The sequence below is a fragment of the Azospira sp. genome (genome assembly GCF_030247495.1).
In the GTDB taxonomy this organism is placed as follows: domain Bacteria; phylum Pseudomonadota; class Gammaproteobacteria; order Burkholderiales; family Rhodocyclaceae; genus Azospira; species Azospira oryzae.
Window position 1 is genome coordinate 1 of record NZ_JAOTRW010000008.1, and the last position, 26,813, is coordinate 26,813.

At 63.9% G+C, this 26,813-nt stretch carries 27 protein-coding genes, 1 tRNA gene and 1 pseudogene; 8 read left to right on the forward strand and 21 right to left on the reverse strand.

Annotated features, from left to right (window positions below; all coding sequences use genetic code 11):
- The 7 genes and pseudogenes from OEL49_RS12390 to ispB all read right to left on the reverse strand — a co-directional run.
- Positions 1 to 477: pseudogene (locus OEL49_RS12390) on the reverse strand (hypothetical protein); the annotation flags it as partial.
- Between the two features lie 471 nt (positions 478 to 948).
- The gene (ampD, locus tag OEL49_RS12395; protein ID WP_014235259.1) at positions 949 to 1,521 is read right to left on the reverse strand and encodes a 1,6-anhydro-N-acetylmuramyl-L-alanine amidase AmpD; all 573 of its coding nucleotides are present in this window, start codon (positions 1,519 to 1,521) and stop codon (positions 949 to 951) included.
- Complete coding sequence (locus tag OEL49_RS12400) at positions 1,521 to 2,894, reverse strand: sigma-54-dependent transcriptional regulator (RefSeq protein WP_014235260.1); 1,374 nt, start codon at positions 2,892 to 2,894, stop codon at positions 1,521 to 1,523. The genes ampD and OEL49_RS12400 overlap by 1 nt, the downstream gene beginning before the upstream one ends.
- The gene (locus OEL49_RS12405) at positions 2,875 to 4,488 is read right to left on the reverse strand and encodes a two-component system sensor histidine kinase NtrB (protein WP_014235261.1); all 1,614 of its coding nucleotides are present in this window, start codon (positions 4,486 to 4,488) and stop codon (positions 2,875 to 2,877) included. Before OEL49_RS12405 ends, OEL49_RS12400 begins: the two co-directional genes overlap by 20 nt.
- A 9-nt stretch (positions 4,489 to 4,497) precedes the next feature.
- Complete coding sequence (locus OEL49_RS12410; protein ID WP_014235262.1) at positions 4,498 to 4,722, reverse strand: PP0621 family protein; 225 nt, start codon at positions 4,720 to 4,722, stop codon at positions 4,498 to 4,500.
- Between the two features lie 154 nt (positions 4,723 to 4,876).
- Positions 4,877 to 4,953: transfer RNA gene (locus OEL49_RS12415), tRNA-Pro, on the reverse strand.
- 28 nt (positions 4,954 to 4,981) lie between these two features.
- Complete coding sequence (ispB, locus tag OEL49_RS12420; RefSeq protein WP_412784075.1) at positions 4,982 to 5,911, reverse strand: octaprenyl diphosphate synthase; 930 nt, start codon at positions 5,909 to 5,911, stop codon at positions 4,982 to 4,984.
- 272 nt (positions 5,912 to 6,183) lie between these two features.
- Here ispB and rplU point away from each other — a divergent pair, with 272 nt between their 5' ends.
- From rplU to proB, 4 genes are all read left to right on the forward strand, one after another.
- Complete coding sequence (gene rplU / locus OEL49_RS12425; RefSeq protein ID WP_014235285.1) at positions 6,184 to 6,495, forward strand: 50S ribosomal protein L21; 312 nt, start codon at positions 6,184 to 6,186, stop codon at positions 6,493 to 6,495.
- Positions 6,496 to 6,513: 18 nt separating this feature from the next.
- On the forward strand, positions 6,514 to 6,774 hold the full coding sequence (gene rpmA, locus OEL49_RS12430) for a 50S ribosomal protein L27 (RefSeq protein WP_014235286.1): 261 nt from the start codon (positions 6,514 to 6,516) through the stop codon (positions 6,772 to 6,774).
- A 63-nt stretch (positions 6,775 to 6,837) separates the two neighbouring features.
- Positions 6,838 to 7,929, forward strand: coding sequence for an Obg family GTPase CgtA (gene cgtA, locus OEL49_RS12435; protein ID WP_014235287.1), 1,092 nt, complete (start codon positions 6,838 to 6,840; stop codon positions 7,927 to 7,929).
- Positions 7,926 to 9,059, forward strand: a complete 1,134-nt coding sequence (gene proB / locus OEL49_RS12440; protein WP_014235288.1) for a glutamate 5-kinase — start codon at positions 7,926 to 7,928, stop codon at positions 9,057 to 9,059. The genes cgtA and proB overlap by 4 nt, the downstream gene beginning before the upstream one ends.
- A 147-nt stretch (positions 9,060 to 9,206) precedes the next feature.
- Here proB and OEL49_RS12445 read toward each other — a convergent pair whose 3' ends face one another.
- From OEL49_RS12445 to rpe, 7 genes are all read right to left on the reverse strand, one after another.
- On the reverse strand, positions 9,207 to 10,292 hold the full coding sequence (locus OEL49_RS12445; protein WP_014235289.1) for a porin: 1,086 nt from the start codon (positions 10,290 to 10,292) through the stop codon (positions 9,207 to 9,209).
- Between the two features lie 222 nt (positions 10,293 to 10,514).
- Positions 10,515 to 11,318 carry an indole-3-glycerol phosphate synthase TrpC gene (trpC, locus tag OEL49_RS12450; RefSeq protein WP_014235290.1) on the reverse strand — a complete coding sequence of 268 codons (804 nt, stop codon included), beginning with the start codon at positions 11,316 to 11,318 and terminating at the stop codon, positions 10,515 to 10,517.
- Positions 11,315 to 12,337 carry an anthranilate phosphoribosyltransferase gene (trpD, locus tag OEL49_RS12455; protein ID WP_014235291.1) on the reverse strand — a complete coding sequence of 341 codons (1,023 nt, stop codon included), beginning with the start codon at positions 12,335 to 12,337 and terminating at the stop codon, positions 11,315 to 11,317. The genes trpC and trpD overlap by 4 nt, the downstream gene beginning before the upstream one ends.
- Positions 12,334 to 12,906, reverse strand: coding sequence for an aminodeoxychorismate/anthranilate synthase component II (locus OEL49_RS12460; RefSeq protein WP_152089806.1), 573 nt, complete (start codon positions 12,904 to 12,906; stop codon positions 12,334 to 12,336). The genes trpD and OEL49_RS12460 overlap by 4 nt, the downstream gene beginning before the upstream one ends.
- 10 nt (positions 12,907 to 12,916) lie before the next feature.
- Complete coding sequence (gene trpE, locus OEL49_RS12465; protein WP_152089807.1) at positions 12,917 to 14,392, reverse strand: anthranilate synthase component I; 1,476 nt, start codon at positions 14,390 to 14,392, stop codon at positions 12,917 to 12,919.
- A 205-nt stretch (positions 14,393 to 14,597) separates the two neighbouring features.
- A complete protein-coding gene (locus OEL49_RS12470; RefSeq protein ID WP_287874902.1) occupies positions 14,598 to 15,260 on the reverse strand; it encodes a phosphoglycolate phosphatase in 663 nt (220 codons plus the stop codon).
- Between the two features lie 142 nt (positions 15,261 to 15,402).
- Positions 15,403 to 16,092, reverse strand: coding sequence for a ribulose-phosphate 3-epimerase (rpe, locus tag OEL49_RS12475; protein WP_014235343.1), 690 nt, complete (start codon positions 16,090 to 16,092; stop codon positions 15,403 to 15,405).
- Positions 16,093 to 16,218: 126 nt separating this feature from the next.
- On the opposite strand from rpe, the gene apaG reads away from it, so the two are divergent.
- Positions 16,219 to 16,602, forward strand: a complete 384-nt coding sequence (gene apaG, locus OEL49_RS12480; RefSeq protein ID WP_014235344.1) for a Co2+/Mg2+ efflux protein ApaG — start codon at positions 16,219 to 16,221, stop codon at positions 16,600 to 16,602.
- Positions 16,603 to 16,609: 7 nt separating this feature from the next.
- Positions 16,610 to 17,203, forward strand: a complete 594-nt coding sequence (locus OEL49_RS12485; protein ID WP_014235345.1) for a class I SAM-dependent methyltransferase — start codon at positions 16,610 to 16,612, stop codon at positions 17,201 to 17,203.
- Positions 17,204 to 17,212: 9 nt separating this feature from the next.
- Here the strand turns inward: OEL49_RS12485 and OEL49_RS12490 are convergent, their stop codons facing one another.
- Positions 17,213 to 18,118, reverse strand: a complete 906-nt coding sequence (locus tag OEL49_RS12490; protein ID WP_014235346.1) for a LysR substrate-binding domain-containing protein — start codon at positions 18,116 to 18,118, stop codon at positions 17,213 to 17,215.
- 280 nt (positions 18,119 to 18,398) lie between these two features.
- On the opposite strand from OEL49_RS12490, the gene OEL49_RS12495 reads away from it, so the two are divergent.
- Positions 18,399 to 18,542 carry a hypothetical protein gene (locus OEL49_RS12495; RefSeq protein ID WP_014235347.1) on the forward strand — a complete coding sequence of 48 codons (144 nt, stop codon included), beginning with the start codon at positions 18,399 to 18,401 and terminating at the stop codon, positions 18,540 to 18,542.
- Between the two features lie 144 nt (positions 18,543 to 18,686).
- On the opposite strand, the gene argJ is transcribed toward OEL49_RS12495, so the two are convergent.
- The 3 genes from argJ to OEL49_RS12510 all read right to left on the reverse strand — a co-directional run bounded on the left by argJ (position 18,687) and on the right by OEL49_RS12510 (position 23,790).
- On the reverse strand, positions 18,687 to 19,928 hold the full coding sequence (argJ, locus tag OEL49_RS12500) for a bifunctional glutamate N-acetyltransferase/amino-acid acetyltransferase ArgJ (RefSeq protein ID WP_287874906.1): 1,242 nt from the start codon (positions 19,926 to 19,928) through the stop codon (positions 18,687 to 18,689).
- A 77-nt stretch (positions 19,929 to 20,005) separates the two neighbouring features.
- On the reverse strand, positions 20,006 to 22,723 hold the full coding sequence (gene secA, locus OEL49_RS12505; RefSeq protein WP_287874908.1) for a preprotein translocase subunit SecA: 2,718 nt from the start codon (positions 22,721 to 22,723) through the stop codon (positions 20,006 to 20,008).
- 122 nt (positions 22,724 to 22,845) lie between these two features.
- Complete coding sequence (locus OEL49_RS12510; RefSeq protein ID WP_287874910.1) at positions 22,846 to 23,790, reverse strand: M23 family metallopeptidase; 945 nt, start codon at positions 23,788 to 23,790, stop codon at positions 22,846 to 22,848.
- Positions 23,791 to 23,813: 23 nt separating this feature from the next.
- Between OEL49_RS12510 and OEL49_RS12515 the strand changes: the two genes are divergently transcribed.
- On the forward strand, positions 23,814 to 24,254 hold the full coding sequence (locus tag OEL49_RS12515; protein WP_014235351.1) for a DciA family protein: 441 nt from the start codon (positions 23,814 to 23,816) through the stop codon (positions 24,252 to 24,254).
- Here the strand turns inward: OEL49_RS12515 and OEL49_RS12520 are convergent.
- The 3 genes from OEL49_RS12520 to ftsZ all read right to left on the reverse strand — a co-directional run bounded on the left by OEL49_RS12520 (position 24,241) and on the right by ftsZ (position 26,748).
- On the reverse strand, positions 24,241 to 24,429 hold the full coding sequence (locus OEL49_RS12520) for a hypothetical protein (RefSeq protein WP_287874913.1): 189 nt from the start codon (positions 24,427 to 24,429) through the stop codon (positions 24,241 to 24,243). The two genes, OEL49_RS12515 and OEL49_RS12520, sit on opposite strands and share 14 nt — an antisense overlap.
- A gap of 19 nt (positions 24,430 to 24,448) precedes the next feature.
- Positions 24,449 to 25,372, reverse strand: a complete 924-nt coding sequence (lpxC, locus tag OEL49_RS12525; protein WP_130459170.1) for a UDP-3-O-acyl-N-acetylglucosamine deacetylase — start codon at positions 25,370 to 25,372, stop codon at positions 24,449 to 24,451.
- 224 nt (positions 25,373 to 25,596) lie between these two features.
- Positions 25,597 to 26,748 (reverse strand): cell division protein FtsZ, encoded by a 1,152-nt coding sequence (gene ftsZ, locus OEL49_RS12530; protein ID WP_014235354.1) that lies wholly within the window; start codon positions 26,746 to 26,748, stop codon positions 25,597 to 25,599.
- Positions 26,749 to 26,813: the final 65 nt, after the last annotated feature.

The window sequence follows — 26,813 nt, forward strand, 5'->3', positions numbered from 1 at the left end:
GGCGGGAGCAGCCTTCTTCGCAGCGGGCTTGGCAGCAGCCTTGGCGGGAGCAGCCTTCTTCGCGGCGGGCTTGGCAGCGGCCTTAGCGGGAGCAGCCTTCTTCGCGGCGGGCTTGGCAGCGGCCTTAGCGGGAGCAGCCTTCTTCGCGGCGGGCTTGGCAGCGGCCTTAGCGGGAGCAGCCTTCTTCGCGGCGGGCTTGGCAGCAGCCTTGGCGGGAGCAGCCTTCTTCACAGCGGGCTTGGCAGCGGCCTTAGCGGGAGCAGCCTTCTTCGCGGCGGGCTTGGCAGCAGCCTTAGCGGGAGCAGCCTTCTTCGCGGCGGGCTTGGCAGCAGCCTTGGCCGGAGCAGCCTTCTTCGCGGCGGGCTTGGCAGCAGCCTTGGCCGGAGCAGCCTTCTTCACAGCGGGTTTAGCAGCAGCCTTCGCCGGGGACTTCTTGTCCTTGGCGGCCTCGGTCTTCGTCTTCTTTGCGGTTGCCATAAATAACCTCCTTCTCCAGGATCGAAAATTGGCTTTAAGACACAACGGACAAAACGAGATCCGCCCGGGAAAAGCACGGACCATTCATCGACCTTCCGGAGGAAGCGCCGGTTGAATACGGAGCGGCAACACGCGAACGAACTGAAGACGCGTGAGCGGCAATACGCAACGACGCCAGCAGGCGTCGGCAGAATAATTCGGGGAGGAGGCTGGACGTTGCCGCAGGTCGACGGCAACGGAAAGAACCGGGGACAAACGCGATGGGATGGAAAGGGCGGGGCGTCATTCTCGGCTCTTGGCGATTCACGGTCGCGGAGGGGTGAAGAAGCCGAGTCCCGCGCCAGTCTTGGCGTTCCGGGATTTGCTTTGCAGCTGTTTTGGCGTGCTTGCGTAAGTGACCACTAGATTTAGTGTGCCCATTGTGATTTGGGCCTAATTCTAGTAATGGGGTATTTCCTATGCAAGTGTTTTTTAACTCTTTTGCATGGCTGGAAAGCGCACGGTTGCGAACTCGCAACGCAATTGCTGCCAGTCGAAATGGGGGCCGGGATCGGTCTTGCGCTGAGGGGCGATGTGGCAATGCCCGGCCACCGCACTGATGGGGTAGTGCCGGAGAATGGCTTGCAGCAAGGCTTTCAGGGCATCGTACTGGGCCGGCTCGAAGGGCATGGCATCGCATCCTTCGAGCTCGATGCCGATGGAAAAATCGTTGCAGCGCTCCCGCCCCAGCCACTCGGAGACACCTGCATGCCATGCACGCTTGTCGCAGGAAACGAACTGCACCAGCTCGCCATCGCGACGAATCAGGAAGTGGGAAGAGACACGCAGATGGTGAATGGAGGCGAAGTAGGGATGGGCCGCCGGGTCCAGGGTGTTGTCGAACAGATCGAAAATCCAGGGGCCGCCGAAGTCGTCGGGCGGCAGGCTGATGGCGTGGATGACGACCAGGCTCGGCCGCTCTCCCTCGGGCCGCTCGTCCTGATTGGGCGACTCGCGCCGCACTGCGCCGGCCAGCCAGCCCTCGGCATCGAAGCGCTCCGTCATCACTCGATCCCCAGACGGGCCATGCGATAGCGCAGGGAGCGGAAGGTGATGCCGAGCAGGCGCGCCGCCGCCGTGCGATTGCCCTGGGTCTGAACTACCGCCTCCTGAATCGCCTGGCGCTCCAGACGGTCCAGATAGGTATCGAGAGACTCGCCGCCGCGCCCTTCGGAACCGGCATCGGGATGACCGTCATCGGCAAGGGAAAGCTGCAGGTCGCCTTCGTCGATCTCGCTGCCACTGCATAGCGCCGTGGCCCGCTCCAGAATATTCTCCAGTTCGCGGACGTTGCCGGGGAAGGTGTAGCGACACAGCGCCGCTTCGGCCGCGGACGTCAGCGGCAACGCCGACGCCTGATGGGCCAGACGGTCGAGACAGGCACGAGCCAGCTGGGGAATGTCCTCGGCCCGCTCCCGCAGCGGCGGCATGCGCAACTCGATGACGTTGAGACGGTAGTACAAATCCTGGCGGAAGGTGCCGGCCTCGACGCAGGCCTTCAGGTCCTGGTGGGTGGCACAGATGAGGCGCACATCCACCGCCTCCTCCACGGTGGCGCCCACCTTGCGCACCCGCTTTTCCTGGATGGCCCGCAGCAGCTTGACCTGCATGGACAGGGGCAGGTCGGCCACCTCGTCGAGAAACAGGGTGCCGCCCCCCGCTGCCTGGAAGAATCCTTCCCGATCCTGCTCGGCACCGGTGAAGGCGCCCTTGCGATAACCGAAGAACTCGCTTTCCATGAGGTTCTCGGGGATGGCCCCGCAGTTCACCGGAACGAAAGGCGCCTGGCTGCGGTTGCTCTGCTCGTGGATGAGGCGGGCCGCCAGTTCCTTGCCGCAGCCGGATTCGCCGGAGATGTAAACCGGCGCCTGGCTGCGGGCCAGCTTGGCGATGATCTCCCGCACCGTGCTCATGGCCCGGGAATCGCCGAGCAGCTGCAGAGCCTCGCTGCGGGGCGCCCCCTCGGCCGCGGATGCCACCGGCAGATCGATGGCCGACTTGATCAGGGTACGCAGCTGATCCAGGGCCACCGGCTTGGCCAGATAGTCGAAGGCCCCGGCCTTGAGGGCCGCCACCGCGTTCTCGGTGCTGCCGAAGGCGGTGATCACGGCCACCGGCGTCTCGCTGTACTGCTCGCCGATGAGGCGCACCAGTTCCAGCCCTTCCCCATCGGGCAAACGCATGTCGGTCAGGCACAGCTGGTAAGACTCCCGGGCAAGGAACTCCCGAGCCTCGGCCACGGTGCCGGCGCAATCCGCCGCCAGCCCCATGCGGGACAGGGTGAGGTCCACCAGTTCCCGGATATCCGCTTCGTCATCCACCACCAGCACCCGGGCCAGCGCCCCCCTGGCGCGGCGTTCACTTTTGGCCTGAGCCATGCCCTCTCCTTCCCGTTATTCTGAAATGGGCTCCACCGGCCCTGGACTCGCTCAACAACTCCAGCTGCGCCCCGTTGGCTTCGCACAGTTCCCGCGCAATGTGGAGCCCCAGGCCGGTCCCCTTGCCATGGGTGGTAAAGAACGGTTCGAACACCTGCTCCCGGATGGCTTCGGGAATGCCGGGCCCATCATCCTCCACATGCAGCTCCACCATGCCGCCATTGCCGTAGGCAACGCGTAGTTGCACGCTACCGGGTTGTTGCCGGCTGTGCCGCAATGCATTGCTGAGCAGATTCCACAGCACCTGGTGCAGATGGGTACGATCAAACTCCAGTTCGGCTCCGGCCAATCCTTCCAGGCACAGCACGCCGGGAGCCGCCTCCGCCTTGGACTGCAACTCGTCCAGATAGGCCGCCAATGCAGCATTGAGATCGATGGACTCCGGATGGCAGCGGTCCCGCCGTCCCAGCTCGAGTACGTCGCGCACGATGCGCTCCAGGCGCTGGGTATTGTCCAGGATGATGCGCACCAGTCGGGCATCCCCGCCCTTCGGGTCCGCATCTTCCCGCAGCAGCTCACCGGCATGGCTGATGGCGGACAGGGGATTGCGGATTTCGTGGGCGATATTGGCGGTCAACCGCCCCAGAGCCGCCAGCTTCATCTGGCGGGACTCCTCGCGCAGGCGGTCCATGTCCTCCAGCAGAATCAGGGTGTCACCGGCACTGCTCGGGGTCTCGAGAAAACGGGCAAACAGCTGCTTGCCGTTGCGCGGGACGTGGAAGACCAGGCCGCTCTCGTCCTTGCTGCCTTCCCGCCTCCGCCAGCGGAGAAAGTGCCCTTCCAGGGCCGGCGAACAGCGCTCCAGGTTGCCAGCCTCCCCCGCCGTCAATCCCAGGAGCGCCTCGGCCCGGGGATTATGCAGGTGCACCTCGCCCAGAGGGCTGACCAGCAGGACGCCATCCTGCATTTCCTCGATCACCCGCTGACTGACACAGACCTGGTTGGCCAGCGCTTCGCCGCGCTTGCGCGCCAACTCTTCGTTGGCCACCACGCGACGGGCCAGGAGACGGGCCGAAATCGCCGAGGTAAAAAAACCCGCCCCCAGCAGGCCGACCTGGAAAAAGGCGGAGGGGTCGAATTCGCTGCTCAAGGCCAGCAGCAACTGCTGGAACAGCATGGAAAGGGTTGCCAGGGCCGCATAGAAAAGCACCAATCGCCCCTGCCCGACCAGCCCCGCCCCGGCCAGCGAGACCAGGAGCATGGCCCCCAGGCCACCACGCAGCCCCCCGCTGGCATGCATCAGGACCGTCAGGGCCACCACATCCAGGAGCACCTGGCCCGACAACTGCAGATTGAAATGACGACGCCAGAAGGCCAGCAACAACACCGAGCAGGCAGTGGCCAGGCAATAGACGAAGGCCGTCCACGTATAGAGGGACTGATCGGTGGCCGGCACCAGCTCGAAGCTGGACGGATGCAGATAGGCCGCCCCATAGAGGAGGAAGGCGGCAACCAGGCGGTAGAAATTGAAATAGCGCAGCGACTTCCAGTGCGCTTCGGAAACCTCGACAGGCGGAACATTCAGGAACGACAAGGCACGCCCTCAGCCATCGTCACGAACAACATGCTCGGCGCAGCAATAGGGATTCCCCCGAACCACCAGAGCATCGCTTTCCGGCAGATAGACGCCACAGCCACGACACACCACCATCCGCTCCACCGGCGGGTTGACGGGGGCCCCGCCGCCCAATCCACGCGATACGCCGCGCCCCCTGAACCACCACCAGGCGAGGCCGACAAAGAGAATGAACAACAGAAACTTGGACATGGCATTCCGGCTGCACAAGCAATCAGAGCGACAGCATAGCAGAGGCTCCACCACGGCCACGAGGCCCGGGGCCGGCGAAGAACAGCTGCGCTCCAAGGGCCACCGACACCCGGAAAACAAAAAAGCCACTCGGATGAGTGGCTTTTCTGAAAATTGGTCGGGGTGAGAGGATTCGAACCTCCGACTCCTGCGTCCCGAACGCAGTACTCTACCAGGCTGAGCTACACCCCGACTCGCTCACTGCAACTTTCGGGAAAAGTCAGAAACTTCTCGTCACAGCGAAGACTGACAATTCTACCAGCGAATCTTTGTATTGAGAAGCCGGAAGCGCTTGCAGTGCGCGCACCGCCACTTCCGACTCAAGCTTGGCCTGCTTCAGGGTGTGCTCCAGAGCACCGGTGGCACGAATGGCTTCCAGCACGGCAGGGAAGTCATCCCGCCCGCCCTCCTCAATGGCGCGACGCACACAGGCAGCCTGCTCCGGAGAACCGTTCTGCATCACATAAATGAGAGGCAGGGTAGGCTTGCCTTCGGCCAGGTCGTCACCCAGATGCTTGCCGGTCTCGGCCTCGTCGGCGGAATAGTCCAGGACATCGTCCACCAGCTGGAACGCGGTCCCCAGATGCATGCCGTAAGCCGCCAAACCTTCCTCGACCTCCGGCGTCGCCCCCCCCAGGATTGCCCCCAGCCGGGCCGCCGCCTGGAACAGCTTGGCCGTCTTGTAGCGGATCACCTGCAGGTAGCGCTCTTCATCCACGTCCGCATCGTGGCAGTTCATCAACTGCAGCACCTCGCCTTCGGCGATGATGTTGGTGGCATCCGCCAGCACCTGCATGATGCGCATGTTGCCCACGGACACCATCATCTGGAAGGCGCGGGAATAAAGGAAATCGCCGACCAGCACACTGGCGGCATTGCCGAACAGGTTATTGGCCGTCTCCCGGCCACGACGCAGTTCCGACTCGTCCACCACATCGTCGTGCAACAAGGTGGCGGTGTGGATGAATTCCACCACCGCCGCCAATTCATGGTGATTGACACCCTTGTAGCCCATGGCACCGGCAGCCAGCAGCACCAGCACCGGACGCAGGCGCTTGCCGCCGCTGCTGATGATGTACTCGGCCACCTGACGAACGAGCACCACATCGGAATGCAGGCGCTGACGAATGACGGCATCCACCGACTTCATGTCGGGGCCGATCAGAGCATTGATTTTTTCGAGAGCCACGGGAACGTTTCGAGAGCGTAAAGGAAAGGACGGCCACAACAGCCGGAAAAGCAACGGCGGAGGCCTTCAGCACAGGCTCCCAGCCAAGCCGCTGCATGGTAGGCGCGCGCCCGAGGATGGTCAAGCCGCCCGGCCGGCGGACGCGGCGGCCAAAGAACGGAAGTCTTTGACGCGACGTCTAAAATCCGTATAATGCACGGTTCTTTGTTACACCCTTTGTTATCGGAGTCCCTATGTACGCGGTCATAAAAACCGGCGGCAAGCAATATCGCGTCGTCGCTGGCGAAAAACTTAAAGTAGAACAGATACCGGCAGACATCGGCGCACAAATCACTCTCGACCAGATCCTCATGGTAGGCGAAGGCGAGGCTGTGAAAATTGGCGCCCCGCTGGTTCAGGGCGCCTCTGTCCAGGCTACCGTGGTTTCCCACGGCCGCCACGACAAGGTCAAGATTTTCAAGATGCGCCGTCGGAAGCACTACCAGAAGCACCAGGGCCATCGTCAGAACTACACCGAGATCCGCATCGACGGCATCTCTGCCTGATCGAGGAGTTAATACACCATGGCACACAAAAAAGCTGGCGGTAGTTCCCGCAACGGCCGCGACTCGGAATCGAAGCGACTTGGCGTAAAGCGCTACGGCGGCCAACTGGTGGCAGCCGGTAACATTCTGGTTCGTCAGCGTGGCACCGAATTCCATCCCGGCGAAAACGTCGGCATCGGCAAGGACCACACCCTGTTCGCCCTCGTTGAAGGTCGCGTGCAATTCACCATCAAGGGTGAAAAGCGCCGCCGCACCGTGAGCATCGTTCCCGCCGCCTAACCCGCGCTTTAAGGAACCAAGGAGAGCCCTATCCTCGCGGTAGGGCTTTTCTGTTTATACCCTATGAAATTCATCGACGAAGCCAAGATCCTGGTCATCGCCGGCAAGGGCGGCAACGGCGTTGCCTCCTTCCGCCGGGAAAAATACATCCCCATGGGCGGTCCGGATGGCGGCGACGGTGGTCGCGGCGGCAGCATCTATGTCATTGCCGACCGCAACATCAACACCCTCATCGACTACCGCTACACCCGCAAATTCCTCGCCCAGAACGGCGAAAGCGGGCGGGGCGCCGATTGCTACGGCAAAGGCGGCGACGACATCATCATGCACATGCCGGTTGGCACGGTCATTAGCGATGCCGTCACCGGTGACGTACTGGCCGACCTGGACAAGGACGGCAAGAAGGTCCTGCTGGCCCAAGGCGGCCGTGGCGGCCTGGGCAACATCCACTTCAAGTCCTCCACCAACCGCGCCCCCCGTCAGTGCACCAAGGGTGAGCCGGGAGAGGAAAAAGAACTCAAGCTCGAATTGAAAGTGCTCGCCGACGTAGGCCTGCTGGGCTTACCCAATGCGGGCAAGAGCACCTTCATCCGCGCCGTATCCGCCGCCCGACCCAAAGTTGCAGACTATCCCTTCACCACCCTGCACCCCAATCTTGGCGTGGTGCGGGTCGATGACAACAAGAGCTTCGTCATTGCCGACGTCCCGGGCCTCATCGAAGGCGCAGCCGATGGCGCCGGCCTCGGAATCCGCTTCCTCAAGCACCTGGCCCGCACACGTGTGCTGCTGCACATCGTCGATATTGCCCCGATGGATCCGGACGCCGATCCGGTTGCCGACGCCATCGCCATCGTCGGCGAACTGGAAAAATACAGCCCCGAACTCGCCAGCAAGCCGCGCTGGCTGATCCTCAACAAGCTTGACCTGCTCCCCGAGGAAGAGCGCCAGGAACACGTGGGCGCCTTCTTGTCCGCCTACCGGGAAAGATCCGGTTTCGACGGGCCCGTATTCCCCATTGCCGCCATCAGCGGCGAAGGCTGCCGCCCCGTGGTCTACGCCATCCAGGCCGCCCTGGAGGAAATTAGGAAACAGGACGAGGCAGCGGAGGAGTCCGGGGAAAGCCCCCTCACCCCCTCACCAAGCGTAGACGAATGAGCCCAACCACCAGTCGTACGGCCAATGCCGGGCGCCTAGTCGTCAAGGTCGGCTCGGCCCTTGTCACCAACAATGGCGCCGGGCTCGACCTAGCCGCCATTCACGAATGGGCGCGCCAGATCGCCGAGCTCCGCCACAACGGCAAACAGGTGGTCCTGGTTTCCTCAGGCGCCATTGCCTGCGGCATGCAACGACTGGGCTGGCAGAAGCGCCCCAAGGCCGTGCACGAACTCCAGGCCGCCGCCGCCGTCGGCCAGATGGGCCTGGCCCAGGTCTATGAATCGGCCTTTAGCGCCCACGGCCTGCACACCGCCCAGATTCTGCTGACCCACGACGATCTGGCCGACCGCAAACGCTATCTGAATGCCCGGGCCACGCTGACCACGCTGCTCGAACTGGGTGTCGTCCCCATCATCAATGAGAACGACACGGTCGTTACTGACGAAATCAAATTCGGCGACAACGACACCCTGGGCGCCCTGGTCGCCAACCTGGTGGAGGCAGACTGCCTCATCATCCTGACAGACCAGCCCGGCCTCTTCACCGCCGACCCGCGCAAGGACCCTTCCGCCACCTTGATCACCTCAGCCCGCGCCGGCGACCCATCCCTGGAGGCAATGGCCGGCGGTGCCGGCACCCAGATCGGCACCGGCGGCATGATTACCAAGGTCCTCGCCGCCAAGCGGGCCGCCCGCAGCGGCGCCGACACTGTCATTGCCAGTGGCAGGGAAAAAAGCCCTCTCACCCGCCTTGCTACCGGAGAATCCGTCGGCACTCTGCTGGTCGCCGACACCCTGCCGATGACCGCCCGCAAACAGTGGCTGGCAGACCATTTGCAGCTGGCAGGAAAGCTGACGCTCGACCAGGGAGCCATCCAAGCCCTGCGCCAAGGAAAGAGTCTGCTGCCTGTAGGAGTACGGGAAGTTCACGGCGACTTCGAGCGGGGAGCCGCCGTAGCCTGCCTGGACGAAAGCGGCAGGGAGATCGCCAGGGGCCTCTGCAATTACGGCAGCAGCGAAGTTCGCCTCATCGCCAAGCACTCGTCCAGCGATATCGAGGACATCCTCGGCTACATGGAAGAGCCGGAACTCATCCATCGCGACAACATGGTCTGCCTGCACGAGAAATAGCGTTCACGACCTCAACAATAAAAAAGGCGCCCTGGAAGGCGCCTTTTTTATTGTCCACTCCCGGCGGCGCCTGGAATGAGCAAAAACAAAACGGGCACCCGAAGGTGCCCGTTTTAACAACAACTGCTTCAGGTCGTCGAAAGACGATTAGAAGGAGTGGTTGATACCCAGGTTGAACTGGGATTCGTTGTTGCCGGAACCACCGGAGGCGTGAGCCACGGTGTAAGCAGCGTTGTCGTCGTTGCTGATCTTGGAGAAAGCGGTGTACAGCTTGGTACGCTTGCTCAGCAGGTAGTCGGCACCGATAGCGAACTGCTTGGCGTCGGCGTTGTCGTTCAGCTTGTCCTTCAGGTTGTTGTAGGAAGCCTTCAGGACAACCTTGGCACCGATGGGGGCGGACACGCCGATCAGCCAGTTGCGAACCTTGTCAGCGTCGTTGCCGTTGGCTTCAACCTTGTTGGAGCCGTAAGCACCGGACAGGGCCAGCACGCCGAAGTCGTACTTACCAGCCAGGGTGTAGCTGCTCAGCTTGCCGTCAGAGCCAGCGCCGCCGATCAGGGCGTTGCCGTCCAGCTTCACCTGGTGGTAGTTCAGACCGACGGTCAGAGGACCATTGGTGTAGGTGGGAGCGATGGCGAACAGACGGTTCTGGTTGGAGGTGTTAGCAGCAGACTCCTGGTTGTCCAGGGAGTTGGTGCCGTAAGCAGCGGTCACGGACAGGCCGGAGAAGGAGGGGGACACGTAAGCAACGGTGTTGTTCACGCGGATCGGATCGTACAGACCAGCAGCGAGGGAGGAGGAAGCGAACAGGTTGTTAGCGCGACCAGCGGTACCCACGCCGAACGGATCGATCTGAGCCATCAGGGTGTAGTGGGGGGTGTAGATACGGCCACCGATCACGGTACCGAAACCACCGGTCAGCCCAACGTAGGACTGACGACCGAAGGTGCGACCTTGAGCGGAAGCGCCGTCGTCCAGGGTCAGACCCATTTCGAAGTTGAACAGAGCCTTCAGGCCGTTGCCCAGATCTTCGGTGCCCTTGAAGCCCAGACGGGAGCCGGAAGCGATACCGGAATCAAAACGGGTGTTTTGGCCGGTGGTGGTGCCGTTCAGAGCGGAACCGTTCACGGCCAGACCGAAGTCAGCAACACCGTAAACTTGCACGTTGGATTGAGCGAAAGCGGCGCCGGAAGCCAGAGCGGCAACGGCCAGAGCGATGAATTTCTTTTGCATCAGGTTTTCTCCTCTTGCAATTAGGAAAGGTAGCGTTCTTCGCCTACCCCTTTTAAATACCTCTCTTACGAGAAGTTGAGACGGATTGTGGCAAACCCACCTAGGGGGAGCAACGACAACGGCAGGATGCCGACATTCCCGCCTCAAAGTTGTTGTGTTTTTACAACACAACACTAAAAGCCAACGCCATCACCTACGCCCAAAGCCATAAGGGCCAGCCCTTCAGCCCTTGGCGAAGAGTTGTTGCAGGGCTTCCCCGGGGGACGGGCAGCGCATAAAGGCTTCGCCGACCAGGAAGGCTTCGACCTGGTTGGCTCGCATGAGGGCCACGTCCGCTGCACCCAGGATGCCGCTCTCCGTCACCACGATCCGCCCGTCACCGATCTCCGGCAGGAGGCCGAGGGTGGTCTGCAGACTGACCTCGAAGGAACGCAGGTTACGATTGTTGATACCCATCAGCGGAGTCTTCAGCTGCAAGGCCTGCTCCAGCTCCTGGCCGTCGTGGGACTCGACCAGCACCCCCATGCCCAACTCCATGGCCAGGTCTTCCATCTCCCGCATCTGCGGCAGGCTGAGGGCCGCCACAATCAACAGGATGGCATCCGCCCCCATGGCCCGGGCTTCATAGACCTGATAGGGGTCCACCAGAAAATCCTTGCGCAGCACCGGCAAAGCGCACGCGCCGCGGGCCGCCTGCAGGTATTCGGGCGCGCCCTGGAAATACTGCCGGTCCGTCAGGACCGACAGGCAGGCCGCACCGTGGGCTTCATAATCCGCTGCAATGGCGGCCGGATCGAAGTTCTCCCGGATGACGCCCTTGGAAGGACTGGCCTTCTTGATTTCCGCGATCACCGCCGATTGCCCGCCGGCAATCTTGCGGCGGATGGCCCCGACAAAATCCCGGGCCGGGTCGGCCTTGACCCGGGCTTCGGCAGCGGTGCGAACGGCGGCCAGAGGCATGGCAGGCAGGGCGGCAGCCACCTCTTCCCGCTTGGTGGCGAGAATCTTGTCGAGGATGTCGCTCATGGGGCTACCTCGGTAAAGCGCACGAATTCGTCCAGCTTGGCCCGGGCGGCACCGCAGGCAATGGCATCCAGCGCCTTTTCCACCCCCTGGGCCATGGAGTCGGCCAGGCCGGCCACATACAGGCTGGCTCCGGCGTTCAGGGCCACGATATCCCGGGCCGGACCGTGACGCCCCTCCAGGGCCGCCAGCACCATGGTCTTGGACTCTTCCACATTGCCCACCCGGATCACCCGGGGATCGTGCACCGGCAGGTTGAAATCCTCCGGATGGATCTCGTACTCATGGATGCGTCCATCCTTCAGTTCGCCAATCAGGGTGCGGCCGGAATTGGAAATCTCATCCAGACCATCCACGCCGAAGACGGTGAAGGCCCGCTGGGAACCCAGGCGCTGCAGCACCCGGATGAGGATGCCCACCAGATCGGCATGGAACACCCCCAGCACCTGGCGCTCGGCGCCGGCCGGGTTGGTCAGGGGCCCGAGGATGTTGAAGATGGTGCGCACCCCCAGTTCGCGTCGCACCGGGGCCGCATGCTTCATGGCGCCATGATGGTTGGGAGCGAACATGAAGCCGATACCCACCGTATCGATACATTCGGCAATGCGCTCCGGCGGCAGGTTGAGGTTCACGCCCAGGGCTTCCAGCACGTCCGCCGAGCCGCTCTTGGAGGAAACGGAACGACCGCCGTGCTTGGCCACCTTGGCCCCGGCGGCAGCGCAGACGAACATGGAGGAGGTGGAGACATTGAAGGTATGGGCGCCGTCACCGCCGGTGCCCACGATGTCCACCACGGCGGACGGGTCCCGCACCGGCACCTTGGTGGCGAACTCGCGCATCACCTGGGCGGCGGCAGCGATTTCACCGATGGTTTCCTTCTTCACCCGCAGGGCCGTGGTGATGGCGGCGATCATCACCGGACTCATTTCGCCGGACATGATCTGGCGCATCAGCTCCAGCATTTCGTCGTGGAAGATTTCCCGGTGCTCGATGCAGCGGGTCAAGGCTTCTTGCGGGCTCATTTGGCGTGCTCCTTGAGGAAGTTCTGCAACATGTCGTGGCCGTGCTCGGTGAGGATGGATTCGGGGTGGAACTGGACCCCTTCCACCGCCAGAGTCTTGTGCCGCACCCCCATGATTTCACCGTCGTCGGTCCAGGCAGTGATCTCCAGGCAGTCCGGCAGGCTTTCCCGCTCGATGGCCAAGGAGTGGTAACGGGTGCAGGTCACCGGATTGGGCAAGCCCTTGAAAACGCCCTGATCATTGTGATGCACGGGCGAAGTCTTGCCGTGCATCAGCTTCTTGGCATGCACGATGCGCCCACCGAAGGCCTCGCCGATGGACTGGTGGCCCAGGCACACGCCCAGCAGGGGAATCTTGCCGGCGAATTCGCGGATGGCCGCCAGGGAAACCCCCGCCTGCTGGGGCGCACACGGCCCCGGGGAAATCACCAGATAGTCCGGATCGAGACGGGCGATCTCGCCCAGGGTGATGGCGTCGTTGCGATAAACGCGCACGTCCTGGCCCAGCTCGCCGAAGTACTGGACGATGTTGTAGGTGAAGCTGTCGTAGTTGTCGATCATCAGCAGCATGGCAGCGCCCTCACTCGAAACGGGTATCGAGGCCGTTCTCGGCCATTTCCGCGGCCCGCAGCACGGCCCGGGCCTTGTTCTGGGTTTCCTGCCATTCGGAAGTCGGGTCCGAATCGGCAACGATGCCGGCGCCGGCCTGGACGTGCAGCTGGCCGTCCTTGATCACCGCGGTACGGATGGCGATGGCCAGGTCCATGTCGCCGTTGAAGCCCAGATAGCCGATGGCACCGCCATAGATGCCGCGCTTCACCGGCTCCAGTTCATCGATGATTTCCATGGCCCGCACCTTGGGTGCGCCGGAGAGGGTACCGGCAGGGAAGGCCGCCTTCAGCACATCCAGGGCCGAGAGACCGGCCTGGAGTTTGCCTTCCACATTGGAAACGATGTGCATCACGTGGGAGTAACGCTCGATGGTCATGCGCTCGGTCAGCTTCACCGAGCCGGTCTGGGCCACCCGGCCCACGTCGTTGCGGCCCAGGTCCAGCAGCTGCACATGCTCGGCGATCTCCTTCTGGTCCGCCAGCAGATCCTCGGCCAGGGCCGCATCCTCCTCCGGCGTCGCCCCCCGCTTGCGGGTGCCGGCGATGGGCCGCACCGTCACGGTATCGCCTTCCAGACGGGTGAGAATTTCAGGGGAAGCGCCCACCACATGGAAATCCTCGAAGTCGAAGTAATACATGTAGGGCGAAGGATTGAGGGTGCGCAGGGCCCGGTACAGGGACAGGGGGCTGGCGGAGAAGGGTTTGGTCATGCGCTGGGACAGCACCACCTGCATGATGTCGCCTTCGGTGATGTACTCCTTGGCCTTGGCCACGGCCTGCTTGAAGGGCGCCTCGCCGAAGATGGAAACCGCCGGCTGGGAAGTGGCCGGCTTTTCCTCGGGGATGGGCGCCGGGGTGCGCAACTGGGCCAGCAGTTCCTTGAGGCGTGCCCGGGCCTTCTGGAAGGCCCCGGGGAAGCCGGGCTCGGCATAGACCACCAGGGTCAGCTTGCCGGAGAGGTTATCCACCACGGCGATCTCTTCCGAGAGCAGCAGCAGGATATCCGGCGTACCCAGTTCGTCATGCTTGGCGCTCTTGGTCAGGCGGGTTTCCACATAGCGCACCGTGTCGTAGCCGAAGCAGCCCACCAGACCGCCGCAGAAGCGGGGCAGGCCGGCGTAGGGGGCGACGCGGAAGCGTTTCTGGTAGCTCTCGATGAACTCCAGGGGATTGGTGTCGTTTTCCCGCTCGGCAATGCGCTGGCCGGTGAGCACCATGACCTGGTGGCCATAGACGGCGATGCGGGTGGGGCTGGCCAGGCCGATGATGGAGTAGCGGCCGAAGCGCTCACCGCCCTGCACCGATTCCAGCAGGTAGGTGTAGGGGCCGTTGGCCAGCTTCAGGTAGATGGAAAGGGGGGTATCGAGATCGGCAAAGGTCTCGAGGGTGACGGGGATACGGTTGTACCCCTGCGCGGCAAGCGCGTTGAATTCAGTTTCGGTCATGGGGACCTCGCAAGTACGACAGGTTGTATTTCAATGCTTGCCCGGGAGTTTGGTCTCAACTCGCCGCCCGGGCCCGGACGGGTAATATCAATAATGGCGCGGCGAGCGCCACCAGCCACGCCAGCCCCAGGCGGCGCGGTTACCCATCAGGAAAGCATTGAACTTGCGGGTCACGGTGAAGTGTCGATTCGGAGTCGGTATCGATTTAAGCGCCGGCCGCCCAACGGGCCGCTGCGACGAGGTCCGATACTAGCGCATCGCAATCGGCGCTGTCTACGGGCCGGCCTTCGTTGTAGCCGTAGGGCACGCAAATCACCGGACAGCCGGCAGCCCGGGCCGACTCGATGTCGTTGAGGGAATCGCCCACATGCAGGTTGAGGCCCGGCCCGGTAGCCAGCAGAGCGCAGGCATGGAGCAGGGGCTCGGGCCGGGGCTTCTTGAAGGCCAGGGTGTCGCCGGCGATGACCACCTCGAAATAAGCGGCCAGGCCCATGCGCTCCAGCAGCGGCGCGGTAAAGGCGGCCGGCTTGTTGGTCACCACCCCCAGGGGCAGGCCGAGGGCGCGAAAGGCCTCCAGGCCGTCCACTACGCCGGGATAGACGGTGCTGGCCCGGCCGTTGATGTCGGCGTAGTGCCGGCGGAAAGCCGCGATGCCGGCTTCCAGCAGGGACGCTTCGGGGGCGGCATCCCAGGTCAGGCAGCGCTCCACCAGCACCGCCATGCCCTTGCCGACGAAACGATGGATGTCGTCATCCGTACGGGGCGGCTGGCCCAGCTCGGCCAGCATGGCGTGGCAGGCAGCCGCCAGGTCGGGGATGGAGTCGACCAGGGTACCGTCCAGATCGAAGGTGGCGGAAAGAAGGGGCATGGCGAATTTCCGGGGCAAGGCGGCGGCAAGGAGACGGATGAGGCGGGCGAGGCTGTCTAAAAGTCACCTCACCGGAGAAGCAACAGGGACGGAAACTCCAGGCATGCCATGCCGGAGACTGGCGTCCCTATTGGCTTGCAGCCTAGGCGCTGGCGAGCTGCTGGCGCAGGGCGGCGATGACCGAGTCGTAACGGTTGGGATCGCTGTCCTGGCCGGCGCCATAGACGGCGGAGCCGGCGACGAAGGTGTCGGCCCCGGCCCGGGCGATCTCGGCGATGTTGTCCACCTTCACGCCGCCGTCGATTTCCAGGCGGATCTGGCGGCCGCTACGGGCGGTGTAGGCATCGATCCTGGCCCGGGCTTGCCGCAGCTTGTTGAGGGTCTCGGGAATGAACTTCTGGCCGCCGAAGCCCGGGTTCACGCTCATCAGCAGCACCACGTCCAGCTTGTCCATGACGTGATCCATGTAGTGCAGGGGCGTGGCCGGGTTGAAGACCAGGCCGGCCTGGCAGCCGCTGTCCCGGATCAGGCCCAGGCTGCGGTCCACGTGCTCGGAGGCCTCCGGGTGGAAGGTGATGATGTTGGCGCCGGCCTTGGCGAAATCGGGAATGATGCGATCCACCGGCTTGACCATCAGATGCACGTCGATGGGCGCCGTGGTGTGGGGGCGGATGGCTTCGCAAACCAGGGGGCCGATGGTCAGGTTGGGGACGTAATGGTTGTCCATGACGTCGAAGTGGATCCAGTCGGCCCCGGCGGCGATGACCGAGCGGACCTCCTCCCCCAGCTTGGCGAAATCGGCGGAAAGGATACTGGGAGCGATGAGATGCATGGCGGCGGCCTTGTGGGGGTTGGTGTGACAGAAAGGTGATTTTATCGTGAACCCACGCCGAGGCCGGCTTGTCAGAGTGCACACAGTGATGTGCAATGAGACTTTCCACCCCACAGACCCGAGACCATGGCCGAAAGCAAAAAATACGAAATCGCCGTGACCACCGTGCCCCAGTACCTGGCCGAGCAGTCGGACCCGGACGCGGAGCGCTACGTGTTCGCCTACACCATCACCATCCGCAACATCGGCACCGTGGCCGCCCAGCTGATCTCCCGCCACTGGCTCATCACCGACGCCAACGAGGAGGTCCAGGAGGTGCGGGGCCTCGGCGTGGTGGGGCACCAGCCCCTGCTGCAGCCCGGCGAGAGCTTCGAGTACACCAGCGGCGCCTCCCTCAGCACACCCGTCGGCACCATGCGCGGCAGCTACCAGATGGTGGCGGAGGACGGCACCCAGTTCGAAGCGGACATTGCCGAGTTCGCCCTGGCCGTGCCCCGGGTACTGCACTGAGACGCCGGTGGGCCTGCAACACAGCTACGCCCTGATCGCCCCGTTCTACGATGCGGCCCTGGCGGCGGCAACCCGGGGAGCCCGTCGCCAAAGCCTGGGCGCCCTGCCCCAGCCCCCGTCGGACGTGCTGCTGCTGGGCATCGGTACCGGCCTGGATCTCCCCCACCTGCCCCGCCAGCACCGCTACACCGGGCTGGACCTGACCCCGGCCATGCTGGCCCGGGCCTGCCGCCGCAGCGACGGTCTGGACTTCGCGCCGGTCCGCGGCGACGCCCGCCGCCTGCCCTTTGCCGATGCCGCCTTTGACGCCGTGGTGCTGCACCTGATCCTGGCTGTGGTGCCGGAACCCCGCCTCTGCCTGCAGGAAACCGCCCGGGTGCTGCGCCCCGGCGGCACGGCCCTGATTTTCGACAAGTTCCTGCAACCCGGGCAGCGGGCGCCCCTGCGCCGGCTGCTGTCGCCCCTGGCCAGCCGGCTGGCGACCCATCTGGACGTGGTTTTCGAGACCGTGCATGAAAGCGAGCCGGCCCTGCAACTGGAGTCCGACAGGCCGGCCCTGGCGGCCGGCTGGTTCCGCCTGATCCGCCTCCGCCGCCGCTGACGGCCGCTCCTAGCGCACGTGCAGGTAGCTGGGGTTGTCGATCAGGCTGACGGCCTGACACAGGGCTTCCACCGCCTTGGGCCGGGTGAAGCCGACCCGCCAGGCCAGGGCCACCCGCCGCGACGGGGCCGGGGCCTTGAAGGGCACCACGCTGATGAGGTCAGTGGAATAAGGCTTGCAGAGGGCACCGGCCGGCAGTACGGAGAGGCCGAAGCCGGAGGCCACCATGCAGCGGATGGTCTCGATGGAATGGCCCTGCCGCACTTCCGTGTCGGAACCGCTGATCTGGGGACAGGCGTCCATCACCTGGTCGCGGAAGCAGTTGCCGGCCTTGAGCAACAGCACCTCCTCCGCATCCACCTCGTCCGAGGCGATTTCCTGCTTGTCCTGCCAGGGATGGCCCTGGGGCACCACCACCTTGAACGGCTCGTCGTAAAGGGGCCGCGTCACCACGCCGGGCAGCTCGAAGGGCAGGGCCAGGATGGCCGCATCCACTTCCCCGTGGCGCAGCATGTCGGCCAGGGTGGCGGTCATGTTTTCCTCGATGGCCAGGGGCATGTCCGGGGCGATCTGGCGCAGGGAGACGATCAGTTCGGGCAGGAGGTAGGGGCCGATGGTATGGATCACGCCCAGCTTCAGTCCGCCCTCCAGCTGGTTGCGTCCCCGGTGGGCGATCTGGCGCACCCGGTCGGCCTCTTCCAGGGCCCGGGCCGCCTGGGCCACCACCTGCTCGCCCACATCGGTCAGGGTCACCTGGCCCTTGCCCCGCTCGAACAGGATCACGCCCAGGTCCTCCTCCAGGCGCTGGATGGCAACGCTCAAGGTCGGCTGGCTCACGGAGCAGCGTTCCGCCGCCCGGGAAAAGCGCCCCTCCTGCGCCAGGGCGACGATGTAACGCAATTCGGTCAATGTCATGGCTGTCCTCCCAGAACTCAGCACGTTGGTCTTGCCCGGTATGTTCCGGACTATAGGCAACCGCTATGGCGGCAATAGACAAACCCTATATAACCCATTGATTTGTCGCCGCATTATACCCAGCCAAGGATGCCGAACCGGGCTCGTCTGGGCTTTGGTTGACCTAACGCAAAGAGGCCCGGCATCCGGTGCACGACGGCCCACCACAGACAGCACGACTCAAGTCCGCGCCCCGGCGGCCGTTAAAGAAACATAAGGACAACGGCGACAGACCACGGCGATGGCAGACAACCTGGAACGACTGGAACAATTGATCGAGAGCATCCTGCGCGGCGAGCGGGAAAGCAGCATGACCATCACCCAGCTCATGGAGCGCCTCTCCCAGCCCGTGCAATGCGAACGACTGCTGGAAGAAATGCACTGACCCAGGCCAGCCCTCAGCCCCGCCCCAACGGCCCGCCCCGGCGGGTTTTTTGTTGCCTGTCGCTGACTGCCGAAGCCCCCGCAGGCCCATAAAAAAAAACCCGCCGTGAAGGGCGGGTTTCTTCGACGCTGCTACAGCTGGCGTTCAGCTGCGGTAGTCGGCGTTGATCTTGACGTAGTCGTAGGAGAAATCGCAGGAGTAGATGCAGCCCTGGGCGGTGCCCCGGGCCAGATCCACCCGCACGGTGATCTCGGCATTCTTCATGATGCGGGAGCCGTCCTCTTCCTTGTAGGCGGCAGCCCGGCCGCCCTTTTCCGCCACCAGCACGGCATCGCTGCCGCTGGCCAGCCAGACACGGATCTGGCCCACATCCAGGTCGGTGATGCCAGCATAGCCGATGGCTGCCAGGATGCGGCCCAGGTTGGGGTCGGAGGCGAAGAAGGCGGTTTTCACCAGGGGCGAATGGCCGATGGCATAGCCCACCTTGCGGCACTCTTCCAGGTCCTTGCCGCCTTCCACTGCCACGGTGATGAACTTGGTGGCACCTTCGCCGTCGCGCACGATGGCCTGGGCCAGTTCGATGGAAACGGCGACGATGGCCGCCTTCAGGGGCGCCCAGGCGGGATCGGCGCCATCCTTGATGCGCAGGCCGCTCTGGCCGGTGGCCATGACGATGAAGGAATCGTTGGTGGAAGTATCGCCATCCACGGTGATGCAGTTGAAGGACTGGTCCGCCGCCTCCTTGGCCACCTGCTCCAGCAGATGCTGGGGAATGCCCGCATCGGTGGCGAGGAAGCCCAGCATGGTGGCCATGTTGGGCTTGATCATGCCGGCACCCTTGGAGATGCCGGTGATGGTGATGCTCTTGCCGCCGATCTCGACCTTGCGGGAGGCGGCCTTGGCCACGGTGTCCGTGGTCATGATGCCGTGGGCGGCCGCATGCCAGTTGTCGGCCTTGAGGTCGGCGATGGCGGCGGGCAGGCCGGCCTGCAGACGATCGACGGGCAGGGGCTCGAGAATGACGCCGGTGGAGAACGGCAGGATCTGGCGATCCTCATCCAGGCCGAGCAGGCCGGCCAAGGTGGCGCAGGTCTGCATGGCCGCCTGCAGGCCGGTCTCGCCGGTACCCGCATTGGCGATGCCGGTATTGATCACCAGGGCCCGGATTTCCGACTCGCCGGCCAGATGCTTGCGGCACACCTGCACCGGGGCTGCACAGAAGCGGTTCTGGGTGAACACGCCGGCCACGGTGGAACCGGGGTCCAGGGCGATCACGGTCAGGTCGCGCCGATTGGCCTTGCGGATACCGGCTTCGGCAGTGCCGAGGCGGACACCGGCAACGGGGAACAGGGCTTCGGGGGCAGGCGTGGCGTAATTGACGGGCATGAATCTCTCACCGCAGGGGATAAAAGAAAACGCAGAGGGTAGCAGGTCGCCCCCTCTGCGTCAGTTCAGTTTTTATTTCAGTTGAGCTTGCCGTGGCAGTGCTTGTACTTCTTGCCGCTGCCGCAGGGGCAAGGATCGTTGCGCCCCACCTTGGGACCAGCCTGGGCCGGCTGCTGGCCGGCTTCCTCGCCCTCGCCGTCCGCGGTGCCCAGCACCTCGTCGTAGTCGGCATGGTGGTATTGCACGTTTTCCACCCCGGGCTGTTCCACTTCGCTCACGTCCTCGGGAGAACGGACCTGGACGGTGAGGAGCAGCTTGGAAACCTCGTTGCGGATACTGTTGAGCAGGCCTTCGAACAGTTCAAAGGCCTCCCGCTTGTATTCCTGCTTGGGGTTCTTCTGGGCGTAGCCACGCAGGTGGATGCCCTGGCGCAGATGGTCGAGGGCGGCCAGGTGCTCGCGCCAGTGGCTGTCCAGGCTCTGCAGCATGACGTCCCGCTCGAACTTGCGGAAGACGGAAGGATCGGAAACCAGGGCCACCTTGTCGGCATAGGCCTGGTCGGCGGCGGCGATCACCCGGTGCAGCAGGTCCTCGACGGAGAGGGATGTGTCGGCCTGCACCCATTCGGCCACCGGCAGGGTGAGCAGGAACTCGGCTTCCAAAGCCTTTTCCAGCCCGGGCAGGTCCCACTGCTCCTCGACACTGTCCGGCGGCACATAGAGGTGGAACAGATCGGCCACCACCCCCTGGCGCATGGCCTGGATGGTTTCGGAAATGTCATCCACTTCCAGCAGGTCGTTGCGCTGGGCGTAAATCACCTTGCGCTGGTCGTTGGCCACGTCGTCGTATTCCAGCAACTGCTTGCGCATGTCGAAGTTGCGGGCCTCCACCTTGCGCTGGGCGGATTCCAGGGAGCGGGTCACCAGGGGATGCTCGATGGCCTCGCCCTCGGGCATCTTCAGGCGCTCCATGATGGCCTTGAGGCGGTCGCCGGCGAAGATGCGCAGCAGCGGATCGTCCAGGGACAGGTAGAAGCGGGAGGAACCCGGATCGCCCTGACGGCCGGCCCGGCCCCGCAGCTGGTTGTCGATGCGGCGGGACTCGTGGCGTTCGGAACCGATGATGTGCAGGCCGCCGGCGGCCAGCACCTGGTCGTGCACCGGCTGCCATTCGGCCTTGAGGGCGGCGATCCTGGCTTCCTTGGCGGCATCATCCAGGGACTCGTCGAGGCGGACGGCATCGATCTGCTTCTCGATGCTGCCGCCGAGGACGATGTCCGTACCGCGGCCGGCCATGTTGGTGGCGATGGTGATCATGCCGGGACGGCCGGCCTGGGCCACGATCTCGGCCTCCTTGCCGTGCTGCTTGGCATTGAGCACCTGGTGCGGCAGCTTTTCCTGGTCCAGCAGGCGGGACAGCAACTCGGAGTTTTCGATGGAGGTGGTGCCCACCAGCACGGGCTGGCCCCGCTGGTGACAGTCCAGGATGTCCGCCTTCATGGCCGCGAACTTCTCGGCGGCGGTGCGGAACACCTGGTCGTTGTGGTCCTTGCGCTGGGCCGGGCGGTGGGTCGGGATCACCACGGTTTCCAGGCCGTAGATTTCCATGAACTCGTAGGCTTCGGTATCGGCCGTACCGGTCATGCCGGCCAGCTTGCCGTACATGCGGAAGTAGTTCTGGAAAGTGATCGACGCCAGGGTCTGGTTTTCGTTCTGGATGCGCACGCCTTCCTTGGCTTCCACCGACTGGTGCAGGCCTTCGGACCAGCGGCGGCCGGGCATCAGGCGGCCGGTGAACTCATCGACGATGATGATCTCGCCGTTCTGCACCACGTACTGCTGATCCTTGTGGAACAGGTTGTGGGCGCGCAGGGCGGCGTTGAGGTGGTGCACCAGGATAATGTTGGCGGCTTCGTAGAGGCTGCGCCCCTCTTCCAGCAGGCCGACGCGGGCGAGGATTTCCTCGGCATGTTCGTGGCCCTGCTCGGACATGTGCACCTGGTGGCCTTTTTCGTCCACCCAGTAGTCGCCTTCGGAGTTTTCGTCGGCAGCCCGGGTCAGCAGGGGCACCACCTGGTTCATGCGCTGGTACAGCTCGGTGTGGTCCTCGGCCTGACCGGAGATGATCAGGGGAGTACGGGCCTCGTCGATGAGGATGGAGTCCACCTCGTCCACGATGGCGAAATTGAGACCCCGCTGCACCCGCTCACCGGCCGCATAGACCATGTTGTCGCGCAGGTAGTCGAAGCCGAATTCATTGTTGGTGCCGTAGGTGATGTCGGCGGCGTAGGCGGCCTGCTTCTGCTCGTGGGGCATCTGGGACAGATTGACCCCGACGGACAGCCCCAGGAAACGGTGCAGCCGGCCCATCCACTCGGCGTCGCGCTGGGCCAGGTAGTCGTTTACGGTAATGACGTGCACGCCCTTGCCGGAAATGGCATTGAGATAGGACGGCAGGGTGGCCACCAGGGTCTTGCCTTCGCCGGTGCGCATTTCGGCGATCTTGCCGTAGTGCAGCACCATGCCGCCGATCATCTGCACGTCGAAGTGCCGCATGCCCAGGACGCGCTTGCCGGCCTCCCGCACCACGGCGAAAGCTTCCGGCAGCAGGTCGTCCAGGGTTTCCCCCTGGGCGTAACGCTGGCGGAACTCGTCGGTCTTGCCGCGCAGGGCATCATCGGAAAGGGCGCTGATGGCGGCCTCGAACCCGTTGATTTTCTGGACGATCTGGGAATATTGCTTGATCAGCCGATCATTGCGGCTGCCGAAGATTTTCTTGAGGAGTCCGGGGATCATCGTGAGAGACGCTTAGGCGTCCGTTAGCGGGAAAGGGGCGATTCTACCACGCTAAGGAAGGCCGCCAATTTGGGGAAAATCAAAGGAAACGGGACGAAGGACTCGTCCCGCCGGGGATGCAACTAGTGACGGGACGCCAGCTGGGAACCCTGCTGCAGGAAGCGGGCCGGATTCTGGGCCACACCCTGGAAGCGCACCTCAAAATGCAGATGGGGACCGGTGGAACGCCCGGTATTGCCGGTGGCGGCAATCAGCTGGCCACGCTTGACCAGTTGGCCAACCCGCACGTTGATCTTGGACAGATGGGCGTAGCGGGTGGAAAAGCCGTTGCCGTGGTCGATCTCGATCAGGTTGCCGTACTGGGGATGCATGCTGCCCTCCACCACCACACCGCCGGCGGCGGAAACCACGGGCGTACCGACTTCGGCGGAGAAATCCACGCCTTCGTGCATGGCATTGACCCCGGCGATGGGATCGGAGCGCACCCCGAACCCGGAGCCGATGCCGGCGCCCTGGATCGGCAAGGTGGTCGGCAGCAGCACCTTCTTGATGCGCTGGTCCATCAGCTGGTTTTCCAGAACACGCATGAAATCGACGCGCTGATCCACCAGCGCAGCCATGCGGTCCAGTTCCCGATGCAGTTCGTCCGAGGACATGATGGAGGTGTCGCGTAGGGAAGTGGGCAGCAGGGGACCGCCCTGACCGCCGCCCTTGGCCACCGGCAACAACTGCCCCTTGTCTGCCGGCTTCATGCCTGCCAGCACGGAAAGGCGCTCGCCCATGGAATCCAGGTGCAGCAGCTGCGCCTGCATCTCGCCCAGGCGGCCAGCCATGACATTCAGATTTTCCCGCATGAACTCCTGGGTTTTCTGGTTTTCCTGGCGCTGTGCTGCCAGTACCAGATCCTGTACCAGGGGCAGGCGGAAGTGTACGGTGAGCCAGGAAAAGGCCATGGCAGCCAGCAACACCAGCACCATGAAGCCAGCCCCGAGGGAAAGGATCACCTTGGGGGTCAGACTGACGGTCTTGGTGGTTGCCAGGCGGTCAGACACCAGAATAATATGCACGATGCTTCTCCTCGAAGTGATCCATGCACGAACCAGTTGAAAATTATCTTGGCAGAGCGGACGGAGCGGCCTCGGTCCTGGCCCATGCCCGACTCTTGATGCGCGCCCAGCGCGCCTACGACAGCTTTGCTCCGGGCCCGCTAGCGCGCTCGAGCAGTGTCGCGAATATCAAGTTGGGGAATGTCGTTATCCACGCCGATAACGGCGCGGTCGCTGCCAAATTGCGTCAGATGGCGCAAAGTTTGGCCGGCGAATTCTTGAAAAGGGGCTTTGAGTGTAACGGCGTGACCATCAAAGTGCAAGCACGCCCCCCCGCCGTGGCGCTCCCCTCTTCCACCCTCAAACCCCTGTCGGCAAGCACCGGCAACGAGCTCAAACAGCTGGCAGCCCAGCTGCCGGATGACTCCCCCCTGAAACGCGGCCTGGAAGGATTCCTGGCCCGGGCGGCGATCAAAGCGGAATGACGGCCACCCGCTCCAGCACCAGGAGCGCGAATATCATCAGGGCCAACATCAGGGAATAGCGGAAGACCCGCCAGGAGAAATTCAGGTATCTGGCCTGGCGGGTGAACACATAGGCCACCACGCCCGCGGCCACGGCGATGACCGTGAGGACGGCCAGGATGCGCAGGAGGAACAAGGCGGCCTCCCGCGCCGGCTCAGGCCGCCTGGACCGGCAGTTCCAGCCAGCGGGCGACGCCTGCCGGAGCCTGGGACTGGTCTTCGAAGGTGGCCCACTCCCAGGACTCGCGCTCCTGCAGCAGCTGGCGGGCCAGCATGTTGTTCAGGGCATGACCCGACTTGTGGGCGGTGAAGGCTGCCAGCAGGGGATGGCCCAGCAGGTAGAGGTCGCCCACCGCATCCAGCACCTTGTGTTTGACGAACTCGTCGCCATAACGCAGGCCGTCGCTGTTGAGCACCCGGTATTCGTCGAGAACGATGGCGTTCTCCAGGCCGCCCCCCAGGGCCAGGCCGTTTTCCCGCAGCATCTCCACATCCTGCATGAAGCCGAAGGTACGGGCCCGGGCCACTTCCCGGGTGTAGGACTGCTCGGCGAAGTCGACGCTGACGGACTGGGCCGACTTGTCGATGGCCGGGTGGTTGAAAATGATGGAGAAGGTCAGCTTGTAGCCGTCGTAAGGCTCGAAGCGGGCCCACTTGTCGCCGTCCCGCACCTCGATGGGGCGCGTGACGCGGATGAATTTCTTGGCTGCCGGCTGCTCTTCGATGCCGGCCGACTGGATAAGAAAGACGAAAGGTGCGGCGGAACCGTCGAGGATCGGCACTTCGGCCGCATCCAGGTCCACGTAGGCATTGTCGATGCCCAGGCCGGCGAAGGCCGACATCAGGTGTTCCACCGTCCCCACCTTGACCCCATCCACCTCCAGGCAGGAACACATGCGCGTATCACCCACCAGCAGGGCGTCGGCACGGATTTCCACGGGCTGGGGCAGATCCACGCGACGGAAGACGATGCCGGTATCGGGCGCGGCAGGACGCAGGGCCATGGTGACCTTGACGCCACTGTGCAGACCGACGCCGGAGGCGCGGATCAGGGATTTGAGGGTACGTTGTTTCAACATGTCGGCAATCGTTTTTCCGCTTCAAAATCAAAGCGAAGACGGAACAAGGGGGGAGCCCGCATTCTAGCACGAAGGCGGGCTCCCCCTTAAGGAGGCGTTTTGTTACAACACGTTACCGCAGGTCTGGGCGACCGCCAGACGCCGGTCACCCCGGCGGGAGGCAGCGCCGTCCGCTTGCCCGTCAGACGGGCAGGCAAAGACGCCCGGCCGGTCGCCCCCGACCCTTAGTCCGCCTGCTTGCGCAGGAAGGCCGGGATGTCGTAACGATCGACGCCGCTGTTGGCCAGGGCTTCGACGGTGGCGTTGCGGCCCTTGCGGATAACGGCAGGCACGGCGTCCAGCTGGCCGTAGTCGATGGCCATGGGAGCGTCGTCGGTACCGGTACGCACGGCGGTGTTGATCACCTCGAAGGACTGGCGGCGGGCTTCCGCCTTGCCCAGGCCGGTGGCGACCACGGTGACGCGCAGCTGCTCGCCCATGGCTTCGTCGAACACGGCGCCGAAGATGATGTGGGCGTCCTCGGCGGCGAATTCCTTGATGGTCTTCATCACCTCGTTCACTTCCTTCATCTTCAGGCTGCGGGAGGCGGTGATGTTCACCAGCACACCGCGGGCACCGGACAGGTTGATGCCTTCCAGCAGGGGGGAAGCCACGGCCTGTTCGGCAGCGATGCGGGCCCGGTCCACGCCGGAAGCGTAGGCGGAGCCCATCATGGCCATGCCCATTTCGCCCATGACGGTGCGCACGTCTTCAAAGTCCACGTTCACCAGACCGGGGAGATTGATGATTTCCGCGATACCGCCTACGGCATTGCGCAGGACGTTGTCGGCAGCCTTGAAAGCCTCTTCCATGGACACATCGTCGCCCAGGACTTCCATCAGCTTGTCGTTGAGGATCACCACCAGGGAATCGACGTGCTTCTGCAGCTCGGCGATGCCGGCCTCGGCGGCCTTCAGGCGCTTGCCTTCGAAGCCGAAGGGCTTGGTCACCACGGCCACGGTGAGGATGCCCATTTCCTTGGCCACTTCCGCCACGATGGGAGCGGCGCCGGTACCGGTGCCGCCGCCCATGCCGGCGGTGATGAAGACCATGTTGGCGCCCTTCAGCTGCTCGGCGATGCGCTCCCGCTCTTCAAGGGCAGCGGCGCGGCCGGCTTCCGGCTTGGCGCCGGCACCGAGGCCGGAGGCACCGAGCTGCATCTTGTCGGCTGCCATGTTGCGGCTCAGGGCCTGGGCATCGGTGTTGGCGGCGACGAACTGCACGCCGTTCACCCCTTCACGGATCATGTGATCCACGGCATTGCCGCCGGCACCGCCGACGCCAACCACCTTGATCACGGTTCCGCTCGATTCTTCTTTATCAATAATTTCAAACATGGATCGCCTCCTTCAATTAACCACATTCAAACTTGCGTTGAACAAAACAGCTTGCATAGAAACTT

What these genes read in the sequence shown, in the direction of transcription:
- ampD (WP_014235259.1), bottom strand. Translation starts at nt 1,521, where the DNA reads ATGACGGAGCGCTTCGATGCCGAGGGCTGGCTGGCCGGCGCAGTGCGG.
- OEL49_RS12400 (WP_014235260.1), bottom strand. Translation starts at nt 2,894, where the DNA reads ATGGCTCAGGCCAAAAGTGAACGCCGCGCCAGGGGGGCGCTGGCCCGG.
- OEL49_RS12410 (WP_014235262.1), bottom strand. Translation starts at nt 4,722, where the DNA reads ATGTCCAAGTTTCTGTTGTTCATTCTCTTTGTCGGCCTCGCCTGGTGG.
- ispB (WP_412784075.1), bottom strand. Translation starts at nt 5,911, where the DNA reads ATGAAGTCGGTGGATGCCGTCATTCGTCAGCGCCTGCATTCCGATGTG.
- rplU (WP_014235285.1), top strand. Translation starts at nt 6,184, where the DNA reads ATGTACGCGGTCATAAAAACCGGCGGCAAGCAATATCGCGTCGTCGCT.
- rpmA (WP_014235286.1), top strand. Translation starts at nt 6,514, where the DNA reads ATGGCACACAAAAAAGCTGGCGGTAGTTCCCGCAACGGCCGCGACTCG.
- cgtA (WP_014235287.1), top strand. Translation starts at nt 6,838, where the DNA reads ATGAAATTCATCGACGAAGCCAAGATCCTGGTCATCGCCGGCAAGGGC.
- proB (WP_014235288.1), top strand. Translation starts at nt 7,926, where the DNA reads ATGAGCCCAACCACCAGTCGTACGGCCAATGCCGGGCGCCTAGTCGTC.
- OEL49_RS12445 (WP_014235289.1), bottom strand. Translation starts at nt 10,292, where the DNA reads ATGCAAAAGAAATTCATCGCTCTGGCCGTTGCCGCTCTGGCTTCCGGC.
- trpC (WP_014235290.1), bottom strand. Translation starts at nt 11,318, where the DNA reads ATGAGCGACATCCTCGACAAGATTCTCGCCACCAAGCGGGAAGAGGTG.
- trpD (WP_014235291.1), bottom strand. Translation starts at nt 12,337, where the DNA reads ATGAGCCCGCAAGAAGCCTTGACCCGCTGCATCGAGCACCGGGAAATC.
- OEL49_RS12460 (WP_152089806.1), bottom strand. Translation starts at nt 12,906, where the DNA reads ATGCTGCTGATGATCGACAACTACGACAGCTTCACCTACAACATCGTC.
- trpE (WP_152089807.1), bottom strand. Translation starts at nt 14,392, where the DNA reads ATGACCGAAACTGAATTCAACGCGCTTGCCGCGCAGGGGTACAACCGT.
- OEL49_RS12470 (WP_287874902.1), bottom strand. Translation starts at nt 15,260, where the DNA reads ATGCCCCTTCTTTCCGCCACCTTCGATCTGGACGGTACCCTGGTCGAC.
- rpe (WP_014235343.1), bottom strand. Translation starts at nt 16,092, where the DNA reads ATGCATCTCATCGCTCCCAGTATCCTTTCCGCCGATTTCGCCAAGCTG.
- apaG (WP_014235344.1), top strand. Translation starts at nt 16,219, where the DNA reads ATGGCCGAAAGCAAAAAATACGAAATCGCCGTGACCACCGTGCCCCAG.
- OEL49_RS12490 (WP_014235346.1), bottom strand. Translation starts at nt 18,118, where the DNA reads ATGACATTGACCGAATTGCGTTACATCGTCGCCCTGGCGCAGGAGGGG.
- OEL49_RS12495 (WP_014235347.1), top strand. Translation starts at nt 18,399, where the DNA reads ATGGCAGACAACCTGGAACGACTGGAACAATTGATCGAGAGCATCCTG.
- argJ (WP_287874906.1), bottom strand. Translation starts at nt 19,928, where the DNA reads ATGCCCGTCAATTACGCCACGCCTGCCCCCGAAGCCCTGTTCCCCGTT.
- secA (WP_287874908.1), bottom strand. Translation starts at nt 22,723, where the DNA reads ATGATCCCCGGACTCCTCAAGAAAATCTTCGGCAGCCGCAATGATCGG.
- OEL49_RS12515 (WP_014235351.1), top strand. Translation starts at nt 23,814, where the DNA reads ATGCACGAACCAGTTGAAAATTATCTTGGCAGAGCGGACGGAGCGGCC.
- lpxC (WP_130459170.1), bottom strand. Translation starts at nt 25,372, where the DNA reads ATGTTGAAACAACGTACCCTCAAATCCCTGATCCGCGCCTCCGGCGTC.
- ftsZ (WP_014235354.1), bottom strand. Translation starts at nt 26,748, where the DNA reads ATGTTTGAAATTATTGATAAAGAAGAATCGAGCGGAACCGTGATCAAG.